Here is a 19,524-nt window from a genome sequence, read left to right on the forward strand (position 1 = left end):
CCCCTGCGCGCCCCGGCCCACCATGACGCCCGCCGCCCCCGACAGGCGCAGCGCCTCGGCCGCCGCGCGCGGGCCGGTGATGTCGCCATTGGCGATGACGGGAATGGCCACCGCCTCGGTCACGTCGCGGATCGCGGCCCAGTCGGCGCGGCCCTTGTAGAACTGGCAGCGCGTGCGCCCGTGGATCGTGATCATCTGCACGCCCGCCGCCTCGGCCCTGCGGGCCAGATCGGGGGCGTTGCGCATCGCGTCGTCCCAGCCGAGCCGGGTCTTGAGCGTGACGGGCACCTTCACGGCGGCCACCACCGCCTCGATCAGCGTCAGCGCGTGGTCGGGGTCGCGCATCAGCGCCGAGCCGGAATAGCCGCTCGTCACCTTCTTGGCGGGGCAGCCCATGTTGATGTCGATGATCCGCGCGCCCTGCCCTTCGGCGATCCGCGCGGCCTCGGCCATCCAACGCGCCTCGCGGCCCGCGATCTGCACCGCGGTGCGGGCGGCGTCATAGCCGAGTTCCGCGCGCGCCCGGACCGAGGCCTTGGCCTCGACCATCTCCTGGCTGGCGACCATCTCGGACACCACCAGACCCGCTCCGAAGGAGGCGACGAGGTCGCGGAACGGGCGGTCGGTGATGCCGGCCATCGGCGCCAGCAGCACCGGCGGCGCGAGCGGCATGTCTGCCAGTGAAATGGTCAAGTGCCTAATCCTTGTGCGCACATTCCGAGGGCATAGGGCCCAGACCCCGGAAGTTCAAAAGAAACAATCATGACAGCGCCCACCACACAGGTTTTTGCGCAAAAAACGGGCGGAGCGATGAAATGCTGGGCGCTCGTCATGCCGCGTTGTGCCGCGGCACGCAAGGGATTATCACGCGCAGGATGAGTGACCAACCCGCCCCCGCCCCGCATCCGACCGCCGCCGCGCTGATCGTGGCCGCCGGGCGCGGCACCCGCGCGGGCGGTGGATTGCCCAAGCAATACAGGGATTTGGCCGGTGCTCCCGTGATCGCCCGCACGATCGCGGCCTTCGACGCACACCCCGCCGTCGCCGCCATCGTGATCGTGCGCCATGCCGATGACGCCGCCCTTTTCGCCGCCGCGTGCCCCGAAACGCGCCTGCCGCTGATCGAGGCGCTTGGCGGGGCGACGCGCGACGCCTCGGTCCGGGCGGGGCTGGCCGCGATCCCCGAGGGCATCGAGACCGTGCTGATCCACGACGCCGCCCGCCCGCTGGTCAGCCGCGCCGTGATCGACGGCGTGCTCGCGGCGCTCGACACCCATGACGGCGCGGCCCCGGCGCTGGCCGTCACCGATGCGCTGTGGCGCGGCGAGGGCACGGTCACCGGCACCGAAACCCGCGACGGGCTCTGGCGGGCGCAAACGCCGCAGGGCTTCCGCCTGCCCGCGATCCGCGCGGCCCATGCCGCCCTGCAAGGCCCGGCCGCCGACGATGTCGCGGTCGCGCGCGCCCATGGCATGCACGTGGCCATCACGCCGGGATGCGAGACGAACCTGAAACTGACCACCGCCGCGGATTTCGACCGCGCGCGGAAGCTGATGGAGACACCCATGGACATCCGCACCGGCAACGGCTTTGACGTGCATCGCTTCGGCCCCGGCGGGCACGTGATGCTGTGCGGCATCGCCATCCCGCACGAGCGCGGCCTTCAGGGCCATTCCGACGCCGACGTGGGCCTGCACACGCTGACCGACGCGATCTACGGCGCGCTGGCCGAGGGGGATATCGGCACGCATTTCCCGCCCTCCGATCCGCAGTGGAAAGGGGCCGAGAGCCACATCTTCCTGACCCATGCCGTCGAGCTGGCGGCAAGCCGGGGCTTCACCATCACCCATGCCGACGTGACGCTGATCTGCGAGCGGCCCAAGATCGGCCCCCATGCGACCGCGATGCGCGCCCGGCTGTCCGGGCTGTTGCGGATCGAGGCCGGGCGCGTCTCGGTCAAGGCCACGACGACCGAGGGGCTGGGCTTCGCCGGCCGCCAGGAGGGGATCGCGGCCATGGCCACGGTCACGCTGGTGAAGGCATGATCCGGGCGATCACCACGGTCGGGTTCGTCGGGCTGCTGCGCCCTGCACCGGGCACATGGGGCAGTGCCGCGGCGGTGCTTCTGGCTTGGGCGCTGCATGTCGCGGGCGGGTTCTGGCTGCTTCTGGCCGCGACGCTTGCCGTGACCGCGTTGGGCTGGTGGGCGGTGGGCGAGGCGACACGCGGCAGCGCCGACAAGGACCCCTCCGAGATCGTCATCGACGAGGTCGCGGGCCAGTGGATCGCGCTCTGGCCGGTGTCGCTGGGCGCGCAGATGGCCGGTGCCGGGTTCTGGGCGCTCTGGCCCGGCGTGCTGACGGCCTTTGTCGCCTTCCGGCTGTTCGACGTGCTCAAGCCCGGCCCCGTCGGCTGGGCCGACAGGCAGGAGGGGCCGCTGGGCGTCATGGCCGACGACCTGATCGCGGGCTGGCTCGCGGCGCTGGTCGTCGCCGTCTTCGCCTTCATCGCGCATCTGCCGCAGGTGGCGGGATGACCGCGGCCGAGGTGCTCGACGCGCTCCGCCGCCGCGGCTGGCGGCTGGCCACCGCCGAAAGCTGCACCGGCGGCATGATCGCGGCGGCGCTGACCGAGGTGCCGGGCGCGTCCGACGTGGTCGACCGCGGCTTCGTCACCTATTCCAACGCCGCCAAGACCGAGATGCTGGGCGTGCGCCCCGCGACCTTGCAGGCCCATGGCGCGGTGTCCGAGCCGGTCGCCGCCGAAATGGCCCAAGGCGCGCTGGCGCGCGCGCATGCCGAGATCGCGGTCTCCGTCACCGGCATCGCGGGCCCCGGCGGTTCTGACCACAAGCCCGAGGGGCGCGTCTGTTTCGGGCTCGCCCATGGCGGGCGGGTGCTGACCGAAACGCGGGAGTTCGGGGCCATCGGCCGGGCCGAGGTGCGCGCGGCCGCGCTGCGCCATGCGCTTGCCATGCTGCTGGCCGCCAGCTTCGAGCGCGGCGAGGCCTGAGGCGCTTTGACAGGGCCCGCGGCGCGGCATACCTTGCGCCGCACCGAGTAGCGAGTGACCAGCGGGACACCCAAACTGATGACCGATTTACCGGAGTTCTATTTCCGCATCCGCGAGAACGGCGCGGCCGTGTTCCGCGTCTCCACCGAGAACCGCCAGCGCCGGATCGAGATGGAGGAGATCGCCATCGTCAACATCCGCAACGGCAACATCCGCCCCCATGGCGACCGCCCCCTCGGGGCCGAGGAGCGGGCGGTGATCGAGGAGTGGATCGAGGAGCGCCGCGCGGTGCTGGACGACCGCGACATCGACGACATCCACCGCGCGGTGGATCACCTCAACCTCACGACACAATGGGCCCAGAGCCGCGCCAGCGACGCCGACCTCGAAGAGGTCACCGACCGGCTGCTGCTGGCGATGCATGACCTGCGCACGGTGCTGGTCCGCAAGAAGGCCGACCGGATGGCGGCTGCACCGGCGGCCGCACCGGAACAGGAGCTTCAACCGGTGCCCGACACCGGGGCGCGGGCCAAGGCCTGAGAGCGGCAGTCGGGGTCACGGGGCCGCACCGGCCGGGCACGCCGCCAGACAGGAGGGGGCACGCGCGCAGAGATGACGACGCTGAACAAGACCGACCTTCTGGCCGCGATGTCCGCCCATGTGCGCGGCACCGGCCTCGCCGGGGCGACGCTGCGCCCGCTGGCCCGCGCTGCGGGCACCTCGGACCGGATGCTGATCTACCATTTCGGCTCGAAGGGCGCGCTGATCGCGGCGCTGCTGGACAAGTTGGCGGACGAGATCCTGTCGGCGCTCGATGCGGCCCTTCCCGCCGAACGCTTCGCCTCGGAGGCGGAGTGCCTTGCCGCCCTGCTGGGCCTGCTGCGCTCGGCCACCTTCCGGCCCTACCTCAGGGTCTGGCTCGACATCCTGTCGGAAACCGGGCGCGGGGACGCGCCGCACCTCGCCGCCTCCCGCCGCCTGCTCGTGGGGCAACTTGCCCTGATCGGGGCGCGGCTGCCGCAGGGCATCGCCGCGCCCAAGGTGCGCGCCAAGGAGATGCTCGCGCTGATCCAGGGCGCGCTGGTGCTGGAGGTGGCCAACATGCACAAGGCCGCCGACCTTGCCGTCGCGCGGTTCTACCCCCCGCCCGCAGCACCCGCCCCAGCCCCCGCCCCGCCTATGACAGCGGGGGACGAAGCGGGCGAAACCGGCTGAGGATCACCGCATCCTTGCGCGGGCCGGTCACCCGCCAGCGTTGCGTCCAGTCCGGCCACTGCGCAAGATCGTAGCTGACGTCATAGGTGTCGGGATCGCACAGGTGGCGGTCGGTCAACCGCCCCGGCCCAAGGCGGTGAAAGGGCCGCCCGTCCTCGAAGGTCACCTCGATCCCGTCGCCCGCCGCGCGCCAGAGATAGACGCGCCGCGCCTCCAGCGCGGGGCCGTTGCCCATGGTCAGACGCCCCTCTTCCTCCTGCCGCAGCCCCTGCGCGTCGCGCAGCCACCGGCAGGTCCCCTCCAGTCGGCCGGTCACGCCGCCGCGGCGATCCTCGATCTCGCGGGTGAGCTGCCAATGCCCTTCGAGCTGGTCCAGCGTGATCATCGCGGCTGCAGCCGACCGGCGCTGACATTGCCCAGCGGGTCGATGAAGCGCAGCGTCTCGCCCTCGATCTCGACACGGTAGCAGACCCACGCCGCGGCGCGGGTCCAGCGCAGGCAGCGCAGCGCGCCCTCCATGCGCCATTCGCCGACGCTGGTGCGCCCGTAGGGCCCTTCGAGGCTGCGCGACAGGATGCGGCCGTTCGGCTCGTGCCGCTCCCAGCCGATGCCGGGATAGATGACGTCATGCGCCAGAAGCGCCGCCCGGATCGCCGGACCGCTCTCGGCAATTGCCTCGGGACCGGCGCCGGACGCGTCCACGGCCCCGCCATTGGCCAGCGCCGCGCCCGCCGCGGCCGATCCCAGCCCGAGCGCCACCACAAGCGCCCGAACCGCGCTCCGCGTCCATTTGCGTGGGCCGCTCACCTTGTCCCTCCGTCCCGTCACGCCTAAGAGAGCGCAAAGTCTGACCCGAACGCAAGGCCGTGCCGATGATCCCCCGTTATTCCCGCCCCGAGATGGTCGCCCTCTGGGAGCCCGCCACCAAGTTCCGCATCTGGTTCGAGATCGAGGCCCATGCCTGCGACGCGCAAGCCGCCCTCGGCGTGATCCCCAAGGCCAATGCCGAGGCCGTGTGGAAGGCCAAGGACGTGGAATTCGACGTCGCCCGCATCGACGAGATCGAGGCGGTGACCAAGCATGACGTGATCGCCTTCCTGACGCACCTGGCCGAGATCGTGGGCAGCGACGAGGCGCGCTTCGTCCACCAGGGGATGACCTCGTCGGACGTGCTGGACACGACCTTCAACATCCAGCTGATGCGCGCCGCCGACATCCTGCTGGCCGACATGGACGGGCTGCTTGCCGCGCTGAAGCGGCGGGCGCTGGAACACAAGATGACGGTGCGGATCGGGCGCAGCCACGGCATCCATGCCGAGCCGGTGACCATGGGCCTGACCTTCGCCCGCTTCTACGCCGAGATGGAGCGAAACCGGAACCGGCTGGAAAAGGCCCGCTGGGAGATCGCCACCGGCGCGATTTCCGGCGCGGTCGGCACCTTCGCCAACATCGACCCCGCGGTCGAGGAGCATGTCTGCGAGAAGCTGGGCCTTCGGCCCGAGCCGATTTCCACGCAGGTCATCCCGCGCGACCGTCACGCGATGTTCTTCGCCACGCTGGGCGTGATCGCCTCCTCGATCGAGAACATCGCCATCGAGATCCGCCACATGCAGCGCACCGAGGTGCTGGAGGCCGAGGAGTTCTTCTCGAAGGGGCAGAAGGGTTCGAGCGCGATGCCGCACAAGCGCAACCCGGTGCTGACCGAGAACCTGACGGGGCTGGCGCGCATGGTCCGCGCAGCCGTCGTTCCCGCGATGGAGAACGTGGCGCTTTGGCACGAGCGCGACATCTCGCACAGCTCGGTCGAGCGGATGATCGGGCCGGATGCGACCATCACGCTGGATTTCGCGCTGGCGCGGCTGACGGGGGTCATCGACAAGCTGGTGATCTACCCCGACACGATGATCGCCAACATGAACAAGTTCCGCGGGCTGGTGCATTCGCAGCGCGTGCTTCTGGCGCTCACGCAAGCCGGCGTCAGCCGCGAGGACGCCTATCGCCTCGTGCAGCGCAACGCGATGAAGGTCTGGGAAGAGGGCCGCGATTTCCGCGAGGAACTGCTGGCCGATGCCGAGGTGACGGCGGCGCTGTCGCCCGCCCAGATCGACGAGAAATTCGACCTCGGCTACCACACCAAGCATGTCGACACGATCTTCAAGCGGGTCTTCGGCGAGGGGTGACCCCCGCCCCCGCGCAAGGTCATTGTCTTTTGGCGCGCCCGTGCTACCCTTTCAGGTGCAACAGACGACCAGACAGCAGCAGACCGAGGAGACGCGACATGCGCATCAAGACCCTCCTGGCCGCCTTCGTCCTGATGGCCGTGCCCGGATTTGCCTACGCCGAATGCAGCTGGGGCAGCCACGAAGTGACCATGAGCTGCGCAGACGGCGCCACCTGGGACGCAGAGACCCAAGCTTGCGTGCCCACGGCCACCAGCTGAGACGAAGCCGCCAGACCTGACATCGAAAGCCGCGTGCGACAGCCGTCGCGCGCGGCTTTTGCCATGGCCGGAGGCGCGGCAGGGTCACCAAAGCGTCATTTGCCACCGGAGCCGCCTGCCCCAGTTCCATGCGCAAGCATCCTCAGCACGGGAGATCGACGCATGATCCGCAAGACGCTTCTGACCGCCGGTTTCGCGGCCCTTCTCGCGCCCGCGGCGCTGGCGGTCGGCCCCGATGACAACCCGCCCAGCCCCACCGAAACCACCACCGAATGCGCCGAAGGCACGGTCTGGGACGGCGAGACGCAAGCCTGCGTGGCGATCGAGGAGAGCGCGCAGGCGACCGACCCCGAGGCGTTGATCACCACCGTCCGCGAGCTGGCCTATGCCGGGCGGCACGGCGATGCGCTGGCGCTTCTGGCCCGCGCGCCCGACCAGGGCGACACGATGGTGCTGACCTACATGGGTTATTCCACTCGCAGCATGGGCGACATGCAGACGGGCCTGGACCATTACGACCGCGCGCTGGCCGCCGACCCCGACAACCTGCTTGCGCGCGCCTATCTCGGAATGGCGCGGCTGCAACTGGGCGAGACCGGGCTGGCCGAGGTGCAACTGGCCGAGATCAGGGCACGCGGCGGTGCGGGCCGCTGGCCCGAGCGCGCGCTGGCGGCGGCCATCGCGCAGGGCTCGCCCGCCGGATACGACTACTGAGCCACGGCATCATCCGCCGCAATTCGCGGCAAATGCCCCGCGTTCCGCGCCGCGCGTCAGCCGGGCCTTAACCCTTGCGCGTCAAGGCTGGCCTCCGGGTGAATCTGGTGTGGAACGGGTGGGTCATGGGCTTTGAACGGGAAATGGGTGCCGTCCTTGACGGCGGAAATATCGGCGATGGCCGGGCCGACGACAGGGGCAAGGCCGCGCGCATGGTGCCGCCGCCGCGGCATCTCAGCGCGAAACAGAAGGCAGCGGTGATCGTGCGCCTTCTGCTCAGTCAACAGGTGTCGCCGGGGCTCGACCGTCTCAGCCCGGCGATGCAGGCCGATCTTGCGCGCGCCATGGGCACGCTGGGCCAGATCGACCGCACCACGCTGTCGCAGGTGGTGGGCGAGTTCACGGCCCGGCTCGACGGGCTCGCCATGGCCGGGCCGCACGGCCTGCAGGCCGCGCTCGGCCTGCTCGAGCCGCATATCTCGCCCATCGCCCGCGACGGCCTGCGCGCCGAGGCCGAAGCGGGCGACCCCGCCGATCCCTGGACGAAACTGGCCGCCATGGACCCCGACCGCCTGCGCCCGCTTCTGTTGAGCGAAAGCGCCGAGGTCGCGGGCATCCTGCTGTCGAAACTGGGCGTGGCCAAGGCCGCGGCGCTGCTCGCCGACCTGCCGCAGGAGCGGGCGCAGGTCATCGCCCATGCCGTCGCGCTGACCGCCACCGTGACGCCGCGCATGGTCGAACGGATCGGCGCGCAGCTGCTCGAACAGATGCGGGACGTGCCCGAACCGGCCTTTCGCGCGGGCCCGGTGGACCGGGTGGGCGCGATCCTCAACTCGGTCGGTGCGGGGCTGCGCGATGCGCTGCTCTCGGGGCTCGAGGCGCGCGACACGCGCTTCGCCGAGGAGGTGCGCCGCGCGATCTTCACATTCGAGCATATCCCCAAGCGGGTCGAGGCGACCGACGTGCCCCGCATCCTGCGCCGGGTGGACCCCGACGCGCTGATCCGCGCGCTGGCCGCGGCCTTTGCCACCGCCCCGCTGGCCGCCGAGTTCCTGCTGGAGAACATGTCGAAACGGCTGGCCGAACAGATGCGCGACGAGGCCCAGGGCCTTGCCCCGCCCCGCGGCGACGAGGGGGAGGCCTCGATGGCCGAGGTCGTCACCGCGATCCGCGCCCTGGAGGAGGAGGGCGAGATCCGGCTGATCCCGCCCGAGGATTGAGGCCGTTCAGCCGTTGGCGGCGGCACCCGCGGTGCCATACAGCGCCTCGGCCCGTGCCTCGAAGGCGCGCACGATGCGCTGCATCGCCTCGTGGAAGAACAGCCCGGCCGCGCCCTGCAGCAGCTTGTTGCGAAACTCGAAATCCACCGCGAAGCGCACCTCGCACCCCGTGCCGCCATCCGGCGCGGGCGCAAATTCCCAGTTGGAAATCATGTGCTTGAAGGGGCCGTCGACGTATTCCGTGTCGATCCGGCGCGCCTCTTCCCAGAGCGTCACGCGGCTCAGGAAGCGTTCGCGGAACATCTTGAACCCGATCACGAGGTCCGCCAGCATCACGGCATGGTCGCCTTCGGGCGTGACCGAGCGCACGCGCGCCGCGCTGATCCAGGGGATGAACTGCGGGTAGCGCGCCACGTCGCCCACCAGCTGATACATCTGCTCGGGGCTGTAGGGCAGCCGTCGCGTTTCGGAATGTGTCGGCATGCCCGCCTTTCGCCTTTCGCCTGTGGCGACCATGTCATAAAACGCGAGGGCTTTTTCAAGGGCCTCGGGCCCGATCCGACGGGGGGCATTATGGCGCAGTCAGGCAAGGGGACGGCCGCGACACCGGGCTACGAGGTGGTCCGCATGATCTCGGCCAAGGCCATCGCCGCCCGCATCGAGGAGCTTGCGCGCGAGATCGAGCGCGTCTTTGCCGACACCGAGAAGCTGGTCGTCGTGGGCCTTCTGCGGGGCAGTTTCGTCTTCATCGCGGACCTGGTGCGCGAGATCGACCTGCCGGTCGAGGTCGATTTCCTCGAGGCCTCGAGCTACGGCAACGCGATGGAAAGCAGCCGCGAAGTGCGCATCCTCAAGGACCTGCGCGGCGAGATCGCGGGCCGCGACGTGCTGGTCGTCGAGGATATCGTCGACACCGGCCACACGCTGCACCATGTCGTGAACCTGCTCCGCTCGCGCGAGCCGCGGCGGCTCAAGACCATCGCGCTGCTCGACAAGCCGACGCGGCGCGAGGTCGACATCAAGGCCGACTGGACCGGCTTCCAGATCCCCGACGAATTCGTCGTGGGCTACGGCATCGACTACGCGCAGCGCAACCGCAACCTGCCCTATATCGGCAAGGTCCGGATGCTGGAGGCACCGGGGGCCTGATGCCGCCCTTCCTGATGCGGATGCTCCTGTGGCTGCGGCATCCGCCATCGCGCAACCAGCGCATCGCCATCGCGGTGATCTGCGGCATCGGCATCGGGTTCGCGGCGGTCGAGTGGCTTGTCGGCTGGCCGGAATGGCTGACGCCCGAGCGCGTGCTGCGCGGCCCGCGGCTGACGGCCCCCTGAGCCAGGCTGACCGAAGGGGCCGATCGGCGCACAACCTCCCTGCGAAAAGTAACAGAAGCGTCAGTTGACCCGTCGGTTGCGACCTCTAGGGTGAGGCCGGAGCGACCGCTCCTCAGCCCAAAGGAAGCCAGCAATGTACAGTCGTAGCCTTTTAGCCAGTGTCGTGGCCCTCGCAGCAATCGGCACCGGCCTCGCCGCCACCGCGCAGGACCTGCCCGGTCCCGTCCAGGCCCGGCAGGGCCAGTTCCAGATCATGGCCGTGAACATCGGCGTGCTGGGTGGCATGGCCCGTGGCAACAGCGACTATGACGCCGAGGCAGCGCAGACTGCCGCCAACAACCTCGTGACGGTGTCGCAGATCGACCAGAGCTTCCACTGGCCCGAGGGCACCGACAACGTCTCGCTCGTGGGCACCCGCGCCCTGCCCGCGATCTGGGAGAACCTGCCCGACGTGATCGCCAAGTGGCAGGCCTTCGGCGCCGCCGCCGAAGGGCTGGCCGCCGTCGCGGGCGACGGGCTGGAGCCCTTGCGCGCGGCCCTCGGCCCCGTGGGCGGCACCTGCGGCGCCTGCCACGACGCATACCGCGCGTCGGAATGATAGGACCGGGCGGGGCGCGTGATCCGCGCCCTGCCCCTTCCCCTGCCATGCGCCGCCTTTTCCTTTCGCTTCCCGTGCTTGCCCTGGGTGGGCTTGCGGTCTTCTGGGGCCTGACCCGCCCCGGCACCGTCCCCGCCGAGGAGCTGGCCGGGCTGACCGGGGATGCCGTCGCGGGGGAGGCCGTGTTCTGGGCCGCCGGCTGCGCGTCATGCCATGCGGCCGAGGATGCGACGGGCGAGGCGCGGCTGATCCTGTCGGGCGGGCAGCGGTTCCCGTCGGACTTCGGCACCTTCGTCGCGCCCAACATCTCGATGCACCCGGAACAGGGGATCGGCGACTGGACATTCGCCCAGTTCGTGACCGCCCTGCAGGAGGGCACAAGCCCCGAGGGGCGGCATTACTACCCTGCCTTTCCCTACACCGCCTACCGGCTGGCCACGCGGCAGGACCTTGCCGATCTCTGGGCCTTCTGGCAGACGCTGCCGGCCTCGGACATGGCGAACCAGCCGCATGAGCTGGGCTTTCCCTTCTCGATCCGGCGCACGGTCGGGGTGTGGAACCTGTTGAACCTGCAAGACGATTTCGCGGTGACCGGCACGCTCACCGAGGCAGAGGCGCGCGGGCGCTACCTGTCCGAGGCGCTGGCGCATTGCGCCGAATGCCACACGCCGCGCGCCTTTCTCGGTGCGCTCGACCGCGGGGCATGGATGGCGGGGGCCCCCGACCCGAGCGGGCGCGGCACGATCCCGGCCCTGACGCCCGATGCGCTGACCTGGTCCCAGGCCGAGATCGCGGCCTATCTCAACGACGGCTTCACGCCCGAGTTCGACAGCGCGGGCGGGCACATGGTGTCGGTGATCCGCAACCTCAGCCAGCTGCCGGAAAGCGACCGGCTGGCCATCGCCGCCTATCTCAAGGCGCTGCCCGAAGCGGCAGAGGACGACACGATCCCCTACTGAGGGTGCCGTCCACCCACGCCGCTACTGCACGCCCAGCTTCTTAAGCCGCGCCTCGCGCAGGCGGGCGAAATCGTCGCCCGCGTGATAGGACGACCGCGTGAGCGGCGTGGCCGACACCATGAGGAAGCCCTTGCCATAGGCGGCTTTCTCGTAGGCCGCGAATTCGTCGGGATGCACGAAGCGGTCGACGGCGTGGTGCTTGGGCGTAGGCTGCAGATACTGGCCGATGGTCAGGAAATCGATATCCGCCGCACGCATGTCGTCCATGACCTGAAGGACCGATTGCCGGTCCTCACCCAGGCCCACCATGATGCCGGACTTGGTGAACATGCTCGGGTCCAGCTCCTTCACCCGCTGCAACAGGCGCAGCGAATGGAAGTAGCGCGCGCCGGGGCGCACCTCGGGGTAGAGGCCCGGCACCGTCTCGAGGTTGTGGTTGAAGACATCGGGCTTCGCCTCCACCACCGTTTCCAGCACCGAAGGGGCGCATTTCAGGAAATCGGGGGTCAGGATCTCGATCGTCGTGCCGGGCGAGCGCTTGCGGATCGCGCGGATCGTCATGGCGAAATGCTCGGCCCCGCCATCCTCGAGATCGTCGCGGTCGACGCTGGTGATCACGACATGGTTCAGGCCCAGCTTCTGCACGGCATCGGCCACGCGGCCCGGCTCGAACAGGTCAAGCTCCTGCGGGCGGCCCGTGGCCACGTTGCAGAAGGTGCAGCCGCGGGTGCAGATCTCGCCCATGATCATCATGGTGGCGTGACCCTGGCTCCAGCATTCGCCGGCGTTGGGACAGCCCGCTTCCTCGCAGACCGTCACCAGCTTGTGCTCGCGCATGATGCGGTGGGTTTCCTGGTATCCCTTGCCTACGGGGGCCTTTACCCTGATCCAGCTCGGCTTTTTCGGCTGGGCATTGGTCGGACGGTGCGCCTTTTCGGGGTGGCGCTGGTCGGGGATCTTCAGATCGCGCATGGGAACGGGCCTCACTCCTCCTGTTCGGGGCCTATGTAACGGAAATACGGCCAATTCCCATGCCTCATTTCGGCACATCCGCCTTGCGGAGGATGCAACCCGCCCGTCAGCCGCGCAGGGCGGGGACGAAGCCGTGACGTTCCTCGTAATGGCGCAGCAGGCGTTGCAGGCCGATCTTGAGCACCACCTTGCCCGAGCGGGCCGACCAACCGAGGCGCTTCTCGGCCGACTCGAGCCCTTCGAGGAAGCAGCAGACCCGCAGCACCACGTCCGCCAGCCCCGGCCCGAGGTCGTCGAGCGCGTCCGAGACGCGGGCCCGCGCGGCGCGCGGCCCCTCGGCAAGGCCGCTGTCGTTGAGAAAGCCGCCGCGGTCGCCCCCCGTGAGGAACCGGTCCCAGTTCTGGCCCACACGCGGGCCCATCTGGGCGCGCTCGAAATCCTCGCGCAGCCGCTCGCCGGCCTGCACCAGGTCGGGGGTCAGGAAGGGTTTGCCATCCGTCCCGGTGCGCCGCGCCAGAACGGCGAGGGGGGATTCGGCAAGATTGACCTTGAGCTTGCGGGACTTGCCCCCCGGCTCGGCCACCTGCGCCTCGCCCCAGATCGCATGTTGCGCCTGGAAGGGCGTGCTCGCATCGGCAAAGCCGAGCTCGGCCTGGTGGCGGCGGCGGCGATCCTCGTCGATCAGGCGGCGCAGCGCGGCCTTGCCCGCCGCGGTGATCGTGTAGCGCGCGATGCGCCCCGCGGCGCGGCAGGCGATCCAGTCCTTCACCGCGAAGGCCTGCGCGGTCTTGCGGTCCACGACCGCGGTGCGGGTCTGTTCACCGCCGGGACCGGGACGCAGGACCACGGCCTTGTCCATGTCCTGCGCGACGGCAAGAACGGCATCGGTTTCGCACAGGCGTCTGAGGATGCGCCGCGCCTCGCGCGCGATCGTGCCTTCATCGCCGAGGGGGGACCGGAACGGGGCTGACATGTGGGAAGGCTCCTCTGGGTTGGAGTGAGGGGAAAGATCGGGCGAGACCAGCGGCCCGAGCGCGGTCAGCGCCTCGTCGAGCAACGGATCGTCCCGGCGGCGTTCCAGCCGCCGCACGCGGCGCGAGACGGTCGAGGCGGGCTCACCGGCCGCCCGCGCGATGGCGCGCAGCGACTGGCCCGCCGAGACATGGGCGAGATACTGCCGCGCCGGCACCGGCACCCAGATGGGCAAACCGGGGCAAGCGCCGGGAAATTCAGGCAAAAAGCGGCCGTTATCGGCCATGGCCGAGGTCATCGTCCCATCTCCCTCGCGACTGGACACCTCGGCAGGATTTCGGCGAATTGATTACCGAATGGTTAAAATCTGTGGATAATCCCGAAATAGTTTCTTTTTCGTAAACAGATGGGCGGATTGCGTTCGGTGGATAAGCCTGTGCGCAACAGCCTGCCCGGTCATGCCAGCCTGTGCCTCGGACCCAACCGATGACAGGAGGCCGTTTGATGTCCGATCTTGCCCACAGGCTCAGCCAGATGCACCGCCCCGGCCTGCTGCTGCGCGCCGCCCGTCTTGCCGCGCTCAGTGGCGATGCCGAGCGCCGCGCGCGCCGCCGCCCCGTCCAGCGCCTGCTGGAGGAAGAGGCGGTGCTGAACGCCGCCCGCATGGGTGGCGGGCTGGGCTATTCCCCCAGCCGCCATGTCGAGGTGATGAGCGCGATCCTGTGTGCCGCGCGATCCGTCAACTGAGGCGCAGGGCTCAGATGAAAGCGTCGGGCATCGCGGCCTTCTTCTCGGTCATGTAGGCCTTGAGCGCCTCGTCGATGGCCGGGTCGAGCATCGGCTGCTGGTAGTCGGCCAGCATCCGGTCGAGCTTGACCGCGGCCAGCGCATCGGTGGCGCGCCCGCCCTCTTCCGACCATGTCTCGTAGGGTTTGTAGTCGAGCACGCCGGTCCGCCAGAACGCGGTCGAATAATTCGCCTGCGTATGCGCACAGCCCAGGAAATGCCCCCCCGGCCCCACCTCGCGCAGCGCGTCCATCGCCTGCGCGTTCTCGTCCACCGGCACGCCCTCGGCCAGCTTGTGCAACACGCCCAGCTGGTCGGCGTCCATCACGAATTTCTCCGGGCTGGCCACCAGCCCGCCCTCGAGCCAGCCGCAGGCATGCAGCATGAAGTTCACGCCCGACAGAAGCCCCGCGTTGAGCGAGTTCGCCGTCTCGTAGGCCGCCTGCGCATCGGGCAGTTTCGAGCCGTTGAACGACCCCGCCGAGCGGTAGGGCAGGTTCAGCCGCCGCGCCAGTTGCCCCGCGCCATAGGTGATCTGCGACGCCTCCGGCGTGCCGAAGGTGGGCGCGCCCGAGTTCATGTCGATGGAGGTCACGAAGGCGCCGAAGATCGCGGGCGCGCCGGGGCGCACCAGCTGGCTGTAGGCGACACCGGCCATGACCTCGGCCAGCACCTGCGTGAGCGTGCCCGCGACCGAAACGGGCGCCATCGCGCCGCCCACGATGAAGGGCGAGATGATGCAGGCCTGCCCCGCGGCGGCGTAATGCTCCAGCGCGCCCATCATCACGCTGTCGAAGGTCAGCGGCGAGTTGATGTTGATGAGCGAGGTCATCACGCAGTTCTGGTCGACCACATCCGCGCCGAAGAGGATCTTCGACATCTCGATGGAATCAAGCGCGCGGACGGGTTCGGTGACCGAGCCCATGTAGGGTTTGTCGCTGAGCGACATGTGCGCGTAGAGCATGTCGAGGTGACGCTTGTTGACCGGAATGTCGGTCGGCTCGCAGACGGTGCCGCCGGAATGGTGCAGCCATTTCGACATGTAGCCGAGTTTCACGAACATCTCGAAATCGGCCATCGTCGCGTAGCGCCGCCCGCCCATGCGGTCGCGCACGAAGGGGGGGCCGTAGACGGGGGCCAGCACGAGGGAGTTGCCGCCGATCTCGACGTTGCGCGCGGGGTTGCGGGCGATCTGGGTGAATTTCGACGGCGCGGTTTCGCACAGCTTGCGGGCCAGCCCGCGGGGGATATGCACCCGCTCGCCGCGGACATCGGCCCCGGCTTCGCGCCAACGCTGCAGCGCCGCGGGGTTCTCGACGAAGGCGACGCCGATCTCTTCCAGAACGGTTTCGGCGTTGGCCTCGATGATCTCGATGGCCTCGTCGGTCAGGATCTCGAAATTGGGGATGTTGCGCTCGATGAAGCGCGCGGTCTCGAAGCTGACCGCCGAGCGCGCGGCCCGTCGTGCCGCCCCGCCACCGCCGCGTGCCCGCCGCCCGACTGCCTGTTCCGCTGCCGCCATAACCCTGATCTCCCCTGATGCGAGGCGTTGAAGTTGCGCGGGTCATAGCCTGTCGCCCGCACGCGGCGAGGGCGGATTGCGGCACCCTGCGCGGGAAAGCGACATGCACGCCGCGCGCCGGGCTTGCGCGCCCGCTTTTGCGGGCCTAATGCGGGGCCATGAGCACCGTTGCCGCACCCGACCCGCATGACCACGACCGCCTGCTGATCATCGATTTCGGCAGCCAGGTCACGCAACTGATCGCCCGCCGCCTGCGCGAGCTGAACGTCTATTGCGAAATCCACCCCTATCAGAACGTCACCGACGCCTTCCTCGACGATTTCGCGCCGAAGGCCGTGATCTTCTCGGGCGGGCCGGATTCGGTGATGCGCGCGGGCTCGCCCCGCCCGCCGCAATCGGTCTATGCGCGCGGCGTGCCGATCCTCGGCATCTGCTACGGCCAACAGGTCATGATGCAGGACCTTGGCGGCCGCGTGGAAGCGGGCGAGCATGCGACCGCCGAATTCGGCCGGGCCTGGGTCACACCCGCCGAAGCGCGGCCCGATATCCTGACCGGCTGGTTCATGGACGGCTCGGGGCGCGAGCAGGTCTGGATGAGCCATGGCGACCATGTCTCCGAGATCGCTCCGGGCTTCGAGGTGCTGGGCACCTCCCCCGGCGCGCCCTTCGCTATCACCGCGGATTTGAACCGGCAGTTCTACGCCGTCCAGTTCCACCCCGAGGTGCATCACACCCCCAACGGCAAGACGCTCTACGAGAATTTCATCCGTCTCGCGGGCTTCAAGGGCGACTGGACGATGCGCGCCTACCGCGAAGAGGCCGTGCGCGCCATCCGCGAGCAGGTGGGCGACGCACGCGTCATCTGCGGCCTGTCGGGCGGGGTCGATTCGTCGGTCGCCGCCGTGCTGATCCACGAGGCCATCGGCGACCAGCTGACCTGCGTCTTCGTCGATCACGGGCTTCTGCGGCTGAACGAGGCCGAAGAGGTCGTGAAGATGTTCCGCGACCATTACAACATCCCGCTGATCCACGCCGACGAGAGCGAGCTGTTCCTCGGCGCGCTCGAAGGCGTTTCCGATCCGGAAACAAAGCGCAAGACAATCGGCAAACTGTTCATCGACGTGTTCCAGAAATACGCCGACGGGATCGAAGGGGCCGAGTTCCTCGCGCAGGGCACGCTTTACCCCGATGTCATCGAATCCGTGTCCTTCTCCGGCGGCCCCTCGGTCACGATCAAGTCGCACCACAATGTCGGCGGCCTGCCCGAGAAGATGGGCCTCAAACTGGTCGAGCCGCTGCGCGAGCTGTTCAAGGACGAGGTCCGCGCGCTGGGGCACGAGCTGGGCCTTCCGGCCAGTTTCATCGGCCGCCACCCCTTCCCCGGCCCCGGCCTTGCCATCCGCTGCCCCGGCGAGATCACGCGCGAGAAGCTCGAGATCCTGCGCAAGGCCGATGCCGTCTATATCGACCAGATCCGCAAGCACGGGCTGTACGACGAGATATGGCAGGCCTTCGTGGCGATCCTGCCGGTGCGCACCGTGGGCGTGATGGGCGACGGGCGGACCTATGATTTCGCCTGCGCGCTGCGCGCGGTCACCTCGATCGACGGGATGACGGCGGATTACTACCCGTTCACCCATGATTTCCTTGGCGAGACCGCGACGCGGATCATCAACGAGGTGAAGGGGATCAACCGGGTGACCTATGACATCACCTCGAAGCCGCCCGGCACGATCGAGTGGGAATGACATGACAAGGGCTGCGTCATTGCGCGGCCCTTTTTCTTTCCACGGATGCGACAGCTCGCGGCCGCCTCAGCGATAGGCGTGCAGCCTGCCGTCCGTGCTGACCACCAGAAGCGTGTCGCCCACGGCGATGGGGGCCGAGGCCGCGCCGCCACGCAGCGGCAGGGTGCCGACAAGCGCGCCGCTTTCGGGCGAGAACATGCGGATCTCGCCGTCGCCCGAGGCGATCACCAGCCGCCCGCCCGCAAGGATCGGGCCGAAATGGGTGAAAACCGCCTTGCGCCGCCGCTCGCGGTTGGCCTCGAACAAGGGCAGCTCGGTGCCCCAGACCCGCGCGCCGGTCTCGGCGTCCAGCCGGATCAGCTCGTTGCGGTCCGACACGAAGAACAGCGACCCACCGGCGACCAGAACCGGGGAATAAGCCCCCTCGGTCGCGGTCCATTGCCGGATGCCGGTGCGGGCGTTCATCGCCACCACGCGGCCCGACTGGTTGCCCGCGTAGATCGTGCCGCCGACCACCACGGGGTCCGAGGTGATGTCGTTCACGCTGGCATAGGCCGTGCCGAGCCGCCCGCCCGCGACAAAGGAATTCCACAAGGTGCCACCGGTGTTGGGCATCGCGGCCACGATCTCGCCCGAGGGGAAGGGGAAGATCACGCGACCGTCGGCCACGGCCGGTGCAGCACCGCCGACAAGAACGGCAGGCGCGTCGCTGCTGGGCACGCGCCAGCGCAGGCGGCCGTCATCGGCGTCGATGGCCCAGGCCTCGGAGTTGCGGCCGACGACATAGACGATCCCGCCCGAGACGGTCGGCGCGCCCAGAAGCGTGCCGAGCCGCTGCCGCCAGATCACCGCGCCGGTCTGCGCCTGCAGCGCTATCAGCTCGCCATAGGGCGTGGTTGCGAAGAGCCGGTCACCTGACACGGCCAGGCCGCCGCCCGAGGCATTGCCGCCACGGTCGAAATCGGGAACGAGGCTTGCGACCCAGGCGGGCGCGCCGCCGGACAGGGCGGTCGCCTGCAGCTGGGCGTCGGCGTCGATGGTGTAGACAAGGCCACCCGCCGCCACCGGGTCGGCGGCGATGCGGTTGCGGCGCGTGTTGCCCGCGCCGATATCCGTCGCCCAGACCTCGGCCGGGGTGGCCGAGAGCGTCGCATGCGGCAGGCGGTTGACCGCGTTGTACCCGCGGCTGGGCCAGTCGCCGAGGCGCTCGGCTGCGGGCAGGCTGATCGGCCGGGCGGCGTCGGTGTCGGCGGCGGCAAGGGTGGCGGCGCTGCGCCCGTCCTCCCCCGCAAGCGTCGCGTCCAGCGCGGTGCGGGTGTCGAAGCGTTCACCGGGAAGGATCACCTCGCGTTCGCAGCCCGACAGGGCCAGAACGATCAGGGCCGCCATGCCCCAGTCGGCGATGCGGGCCGATCCCGACCGGCTTGCGCCCGTGCGTTCGGTGGTGCCCTCTGCTCTGCCCTCGACCACGGTCATGCGCCTCGGCCTTCCTGTTGTGCCGTCGCCCTGACGGCCGTCAATCCTGTGCGGCAGGGGTCTCGGGGGTCGCCCCGGCCTCTGCGCCCTCTGCGTCCGGAGCTGTCGCGCCCTCGTCCGCCGCGTCCCGTTCAACCGCGTCCGCGGCCGCTGGAGCGGGTGCGCCTTCAGCCTCGACCGCGGCCCCCACTTCAACCTCGGCGGGCGGTTCGGGCGCGGTGTCGACGAGCACGGACCCCGCCTCGAGAGCCACAATCAACTGAGACGCCCGTTGTTGCAAGCCCGGCGTCGCCGCCGCGCTGCGTTCAAGGCTGCGCAGACGGTCGATCCCGGCCTCCAGATCGCCGGTGCGGATATCCAGAAGCGCCAGCTGCTCCTCGGCCAGCGCCGCGAAGGGCGCGCCCGGTTCGGCCAGGGCACCAAGGATCAGCCGCGCAGCATCAGGCTCGGAAGGGGCCATCATCTCGGCCTTGAGCATGGCGAGGTCACGGTAGCGCCGCGGCAGGTCGGGCGCTTCGGCGGCCGCGCGCAGAGCGGCCGCGGCCGCCTCGGCCTC

Annotated in this window: 23 protein-coding genes and 1 pseudogene; 15 read left to right on the top strand and 9 right to left on the bottom strand. The window is 69.6% G+C overall.

Annotation, left to right across the window (positions count from 1 at the left end):
• Window positions 1–672 (bottom strand): tRNA dihydrouridine synthase DusB (dusB, locus tag QQK83_RS15325; RefSeq protein WP_417750362.1); only part of this gene is annotated, 672 nt, incomplete at its 3' end.
• 203 nt (window positions 673–875) lie between these two features.
• Between dusB and QQK83_RS15330 the strand changes: the two genes are divergently transcribed.
• From QQK83_RS15330 to QQK83_RS15350, 5 genes are all read left to right on the top strand, one after another.
• On the top strand, window positions 876–2,045 hold the full coding sequence (locus QQK83_RS15330; protein ID WP_284265724.1) for a bifunctional 2-C-methyl-D-erythritol 4-phosphate cytidylyltransferase/2-C-methyl-D-erythritol 2,4-cyclodiphosphate synthase: 1,170 nt from the start codon (window positions 876–878) through the stop codon (window positions 2,043–2,045).
• Entirely contained in the window at window positions 2,042–2,536 is a 495-nt protein-coding gene (locus tag QQK83_RS15335) for a phosphatidylglycerophosphatase A family protein (protein ID WP_284265726.1), read from the top strand. The genes QQK83_RS15330 and QQK83_RS15335 overlap by 4 nt, the downstream gene beginning before the upstream one ends.
• The gene (locus QQK83_RS15340) at window positions 2,533–3,012 is read left to right on the top strand and encodes a CinA family protein (protein WP_284265728.1); all 480 of its coding nucleotides are present in this window, start codon (window positions 2,533–2,535) and stop codon (window positions 3,010–3,012) included. The genes QQK83_RS15335 and QQK83_RS15340 overlap by 4 nt, the downstream gene beginning before the upstream one ends.
• Before the next feature lie 78 nt (window positions 3,013–3,090).
• Complete coding sequence (locus QQK83_RS15345; RefSeq protein WP_417750361.1) at window positions 3,091–3,552, top strand: hypothetical protein; 462 nt, start codon at window positions 3,091–3,093, stop codon at window positions 3,550–3,552.
• 72 nt (window positions 3,553–3,624) lie between these two features.
• On the top strand, window positions 3,625–4,227 hold the full coding sequence (locus QQK83_RS15350; RefSeq protein ID WP_284265730.1) for a TetR/AcrR family transcriptional regulator: 603 nt from the start codon (window positions 3,625–3,627) through the stop codon (window positions 4,225–4,227).
• Here the strand turns inward: QQK83_RS15350 and QQK83_RS15355 are convergent.
• Together QQK83_RS15355 and QQK83_RS15360 are read right to left on the bottom strand one after the other, a co-directional pair.
• Entirely contained in the window at window positions 4,190–4,612 is a 423-nt protein-coding gene (locus tag QQK83_RS15355; RefSeq protein WP_284265733.1) for a DUF6314 family protein, read from the bottom strand. The two genes, QQK83_RS15350 and QQK83_RS15355, sit on opposite strands and share 38 nt — an antisense overlap.
• Window positions 4,609–5,034 (bottom strand): hypothetical protein, encoded by a 426-nt coding sequence (locus tag QQK83_RS15360; protein ID WP_284265735.1) that lies wholly within the window; start codon window positions 5,032–5,034, stop codon window positions 4,609–4,611. The genes QQK83_RS15355 and QQK83_RS15360 overlap by 4 nt, the downstream gene beginning before the upstream one ends.
• 65 nt (window positions 5,035–5,099) lie before the next feature.
• Between QQK83_RS15360 and purB the strand changes: the two genes are divergently transcribed.
• From purB to QQK83_RS15380, 4 genes are all read left to right on the top strand, one after another.
• Complete coding sequence (gene purB / locus QQK83_RS15365; RefSeq protein ID WP_284265737.1) at window positions 5,100–6,407, top strand: adenylosuccinate lyase; 1,308 nt, start codon at window positions 5,100–5,102, stop codon at window positions 6,405–6,407.
• Window positions 6,408–6,505: 98 nt separating this feature from the next.
• Window positions 6,506–6,667, top strand: coding sequence for a chitin-binding domain-containing protein (locus QQK83_RS15370; protein ID WP_284265739.1), 162 nt, complete (start codon window positions 6,506–6,508; stop codon window positions 6,665–6,667).
• Window positions 6,668–6,829: 162 nt separating this feature from the next.
• Entirely contained in the window at window positions 6,830–7,381 is a 552-nt protein-coding gene (locus QQK83_RS15375) for a tetratricopeptide repeat protein (protein WP_284265741.1), read from the top strand.
• A gap of 143 nt (window positions 7,382–7,524) precedes the next feature.
• Window positions 7,525–8,601 (top strand): FliG C-terminal domain-containing protein, encoded by a 1,077-nt coding sequence (locus QQK83_RS15380; RefSeq protein WP_284265743.1) that lies wholly within the window; start codon window positions 7,525–7,527, stop codon window positions 8,599–8,601.
• Between the two features lie 6 nt (window positions 8,602–8,607).
• On the opposite strand, the gene QQK83_RS15385 is transcribed toward QQK83_RS15380, so the two are convergent.
• Window positions 8,608–9,084 (bottom strand): type II toxin-antitoxin system RatA family toxin, encoded by a 477-nt coding sequence (locus tag QQK83_RS15385; protein WP_284265745.1) that lies wholly within the window; start codon window positions 9,082–9,084, stop codon window positions 8,608–8,610.
• A 90-nt stretch (window positions 9,085–9,174) separates the two neighbouring features.
• Between QQK83_RS15385 and hpt the strand changes: the two genes are divergently transcribed.
• From hpt to QQK83_RS15405, 4 genes are all read left to right on the top strand, one after another.
• Window positions 9,175–9,750, top strand: a complete 576-nt coding sequence (gene hpt, locus QQK83_RS15390) for a hypoxanthine phosphoribosyltransferase (protein WP_284265747.1) — start codon at window positions 9,175–9,177, stop codon at window positions 9,748–9,750.
• Window positions 9,750–9,935, top strand: a complete 186-nt coding sequence (locus tag QQK83_RS15395) for a hypothetical protein (protein WP_284265749.1) — start codon at window positions 9,750–9,752, stop codon at window positions 9,933–9,935. Before hpt ends, QQK83_RS15395 begins: the two co-directional genes overlap by 1 nt.
• Before the next feature lie 163 nt (window positions 9,936–10,098).
• Window positions 10,099–10,533, top strand: coding sequence for a c-type cytochrome (locus QQK83_RS15400; protein WP_284265751.1), 435 nt, complete (start codon window positions 10,099–10,101; stop codon window positions 10,531–10,533).
• A gap of 47 nt (window positions 10,534–10,580) precedes the next feature.
• Entirely contained in the window at window positions 10,581–11,492 is a 912-nt protein-coding gene (locus QQK83_RS15405; protein WP_284265753.1) for a cytochrome c, read from the top strand.
• Window positions 11,493–11,513: 21 nt separating this feature from the next.
• On the opposite strand, the gene lipA is transcribed toward QQK83_RS15405, so the two are convergent.
• Window positions 11,514–12,464, bottom strand: a complete 951-nt coding sequence (gene lipA / locus QQK83_RS15410) for a lipoyl synthase (RefSeq protein WP_284265755.1) — start codon at window positions 12,462–12,464, stop codon at window positions 11,514–11,516.
• 106 nt (window positions 12,465–12,570) lie between these two features.
• Window positions 12,571–13,722: a DUF6456 domain-containing protein gene (locus QQK83_RS15415; protein WP_417750363.1), complete on the bottom strand. Its 1,152-nt coding sequence runs from the start codon at window positions 13,720–13,722 to the stop codon at window positions 12,571–12,573.
• A 218-nt stretch (window positions 13,723–13,940) separates the two neighbouring features.
• Here QQK83_RS15415 and QQK83_RS15420 point away from each other — a divergent pair, with 218 nt between their 5' ends.
• Window positions 13,941–14,183 (top strand): DUF6477 family protein, encoded by a 243-nt coding sequence (locus QQK83_RS15420; protein ID WP_284265759.1) that lies wholly within the window; start codon window positions 13,941–13,943, stop codon window positions 14,181–14,183.
• A 10-nt stretch (window positions 14,184–14,193) separates the two neighbouring features.
• Here the strand turns inward: QQK83_RS15420 and QQK83_RS15425 are convergent, their stop codons facing one another.
• Window positions 14,194–15,744 carry a trimethylamine methyltransferase family protein gene (locus tag QQK83_RS15425; RefSeq protein WP_284265761.1) on the bottom strand — a complete coding sequence of 517 codons (1,551 nt, stop codon included), beginning with the start codon at window positions 15,742–15,744 and terminating at the stop codon, window positions 14,194–14,196.
• Between the two features lie 158 nt (window positions 15,745–15,902).
• On the opposite strand from QQK83_RS15425, the gene guaA reads away from it, so the two are divergent.
• A complete protein-coding gene (gene guaA / locus QQK83_RS15430) occupies window positions 15,903–17,492 on the top strand; it encodes a glutamine-hydrolyzing GMP synthase (protein WP_284265763.1) in 1,590 nt (529 codons plus the stop codon).
• A 66-nt stretch (window positions 17,493–17,558) separates the two neighbouring features.
• On the opposite strand, the gene QQK83_RS15435 is transcribed toward guaA, so the two are convergent.
• The gene (locus QQK83_RS15435; protein WP_284265765.1) at window positions 17,559–18,968 is read right to left on the bottom strand and encodes an outer membrane protein assembly factor BamB family protein; all 1,410 of its coding nucleotides are present in this window, start codon (window positions 18,966–18,968) and stop codon (window positions 17,559–17,561) included.
• Between the two features lie 40 nt (window positions 18,969–19,008).
• A pseudogene (locus tag QQK83_RS15440) lies at window positions 19,009–19,524 on the bottom strand (hypothetical protein); the annotation flags it as partial.

Origin of the sequence: Roseicyclus amphidinii, assembly GCF_030163755.1 — a bacterium.
GTDB lineage: Bacteria > Pseudomonadota > Alphaproteobacteria > Rhodobacterales > Rhodobacteraceae > Roseicyclus > Roseicyclus amphidinii.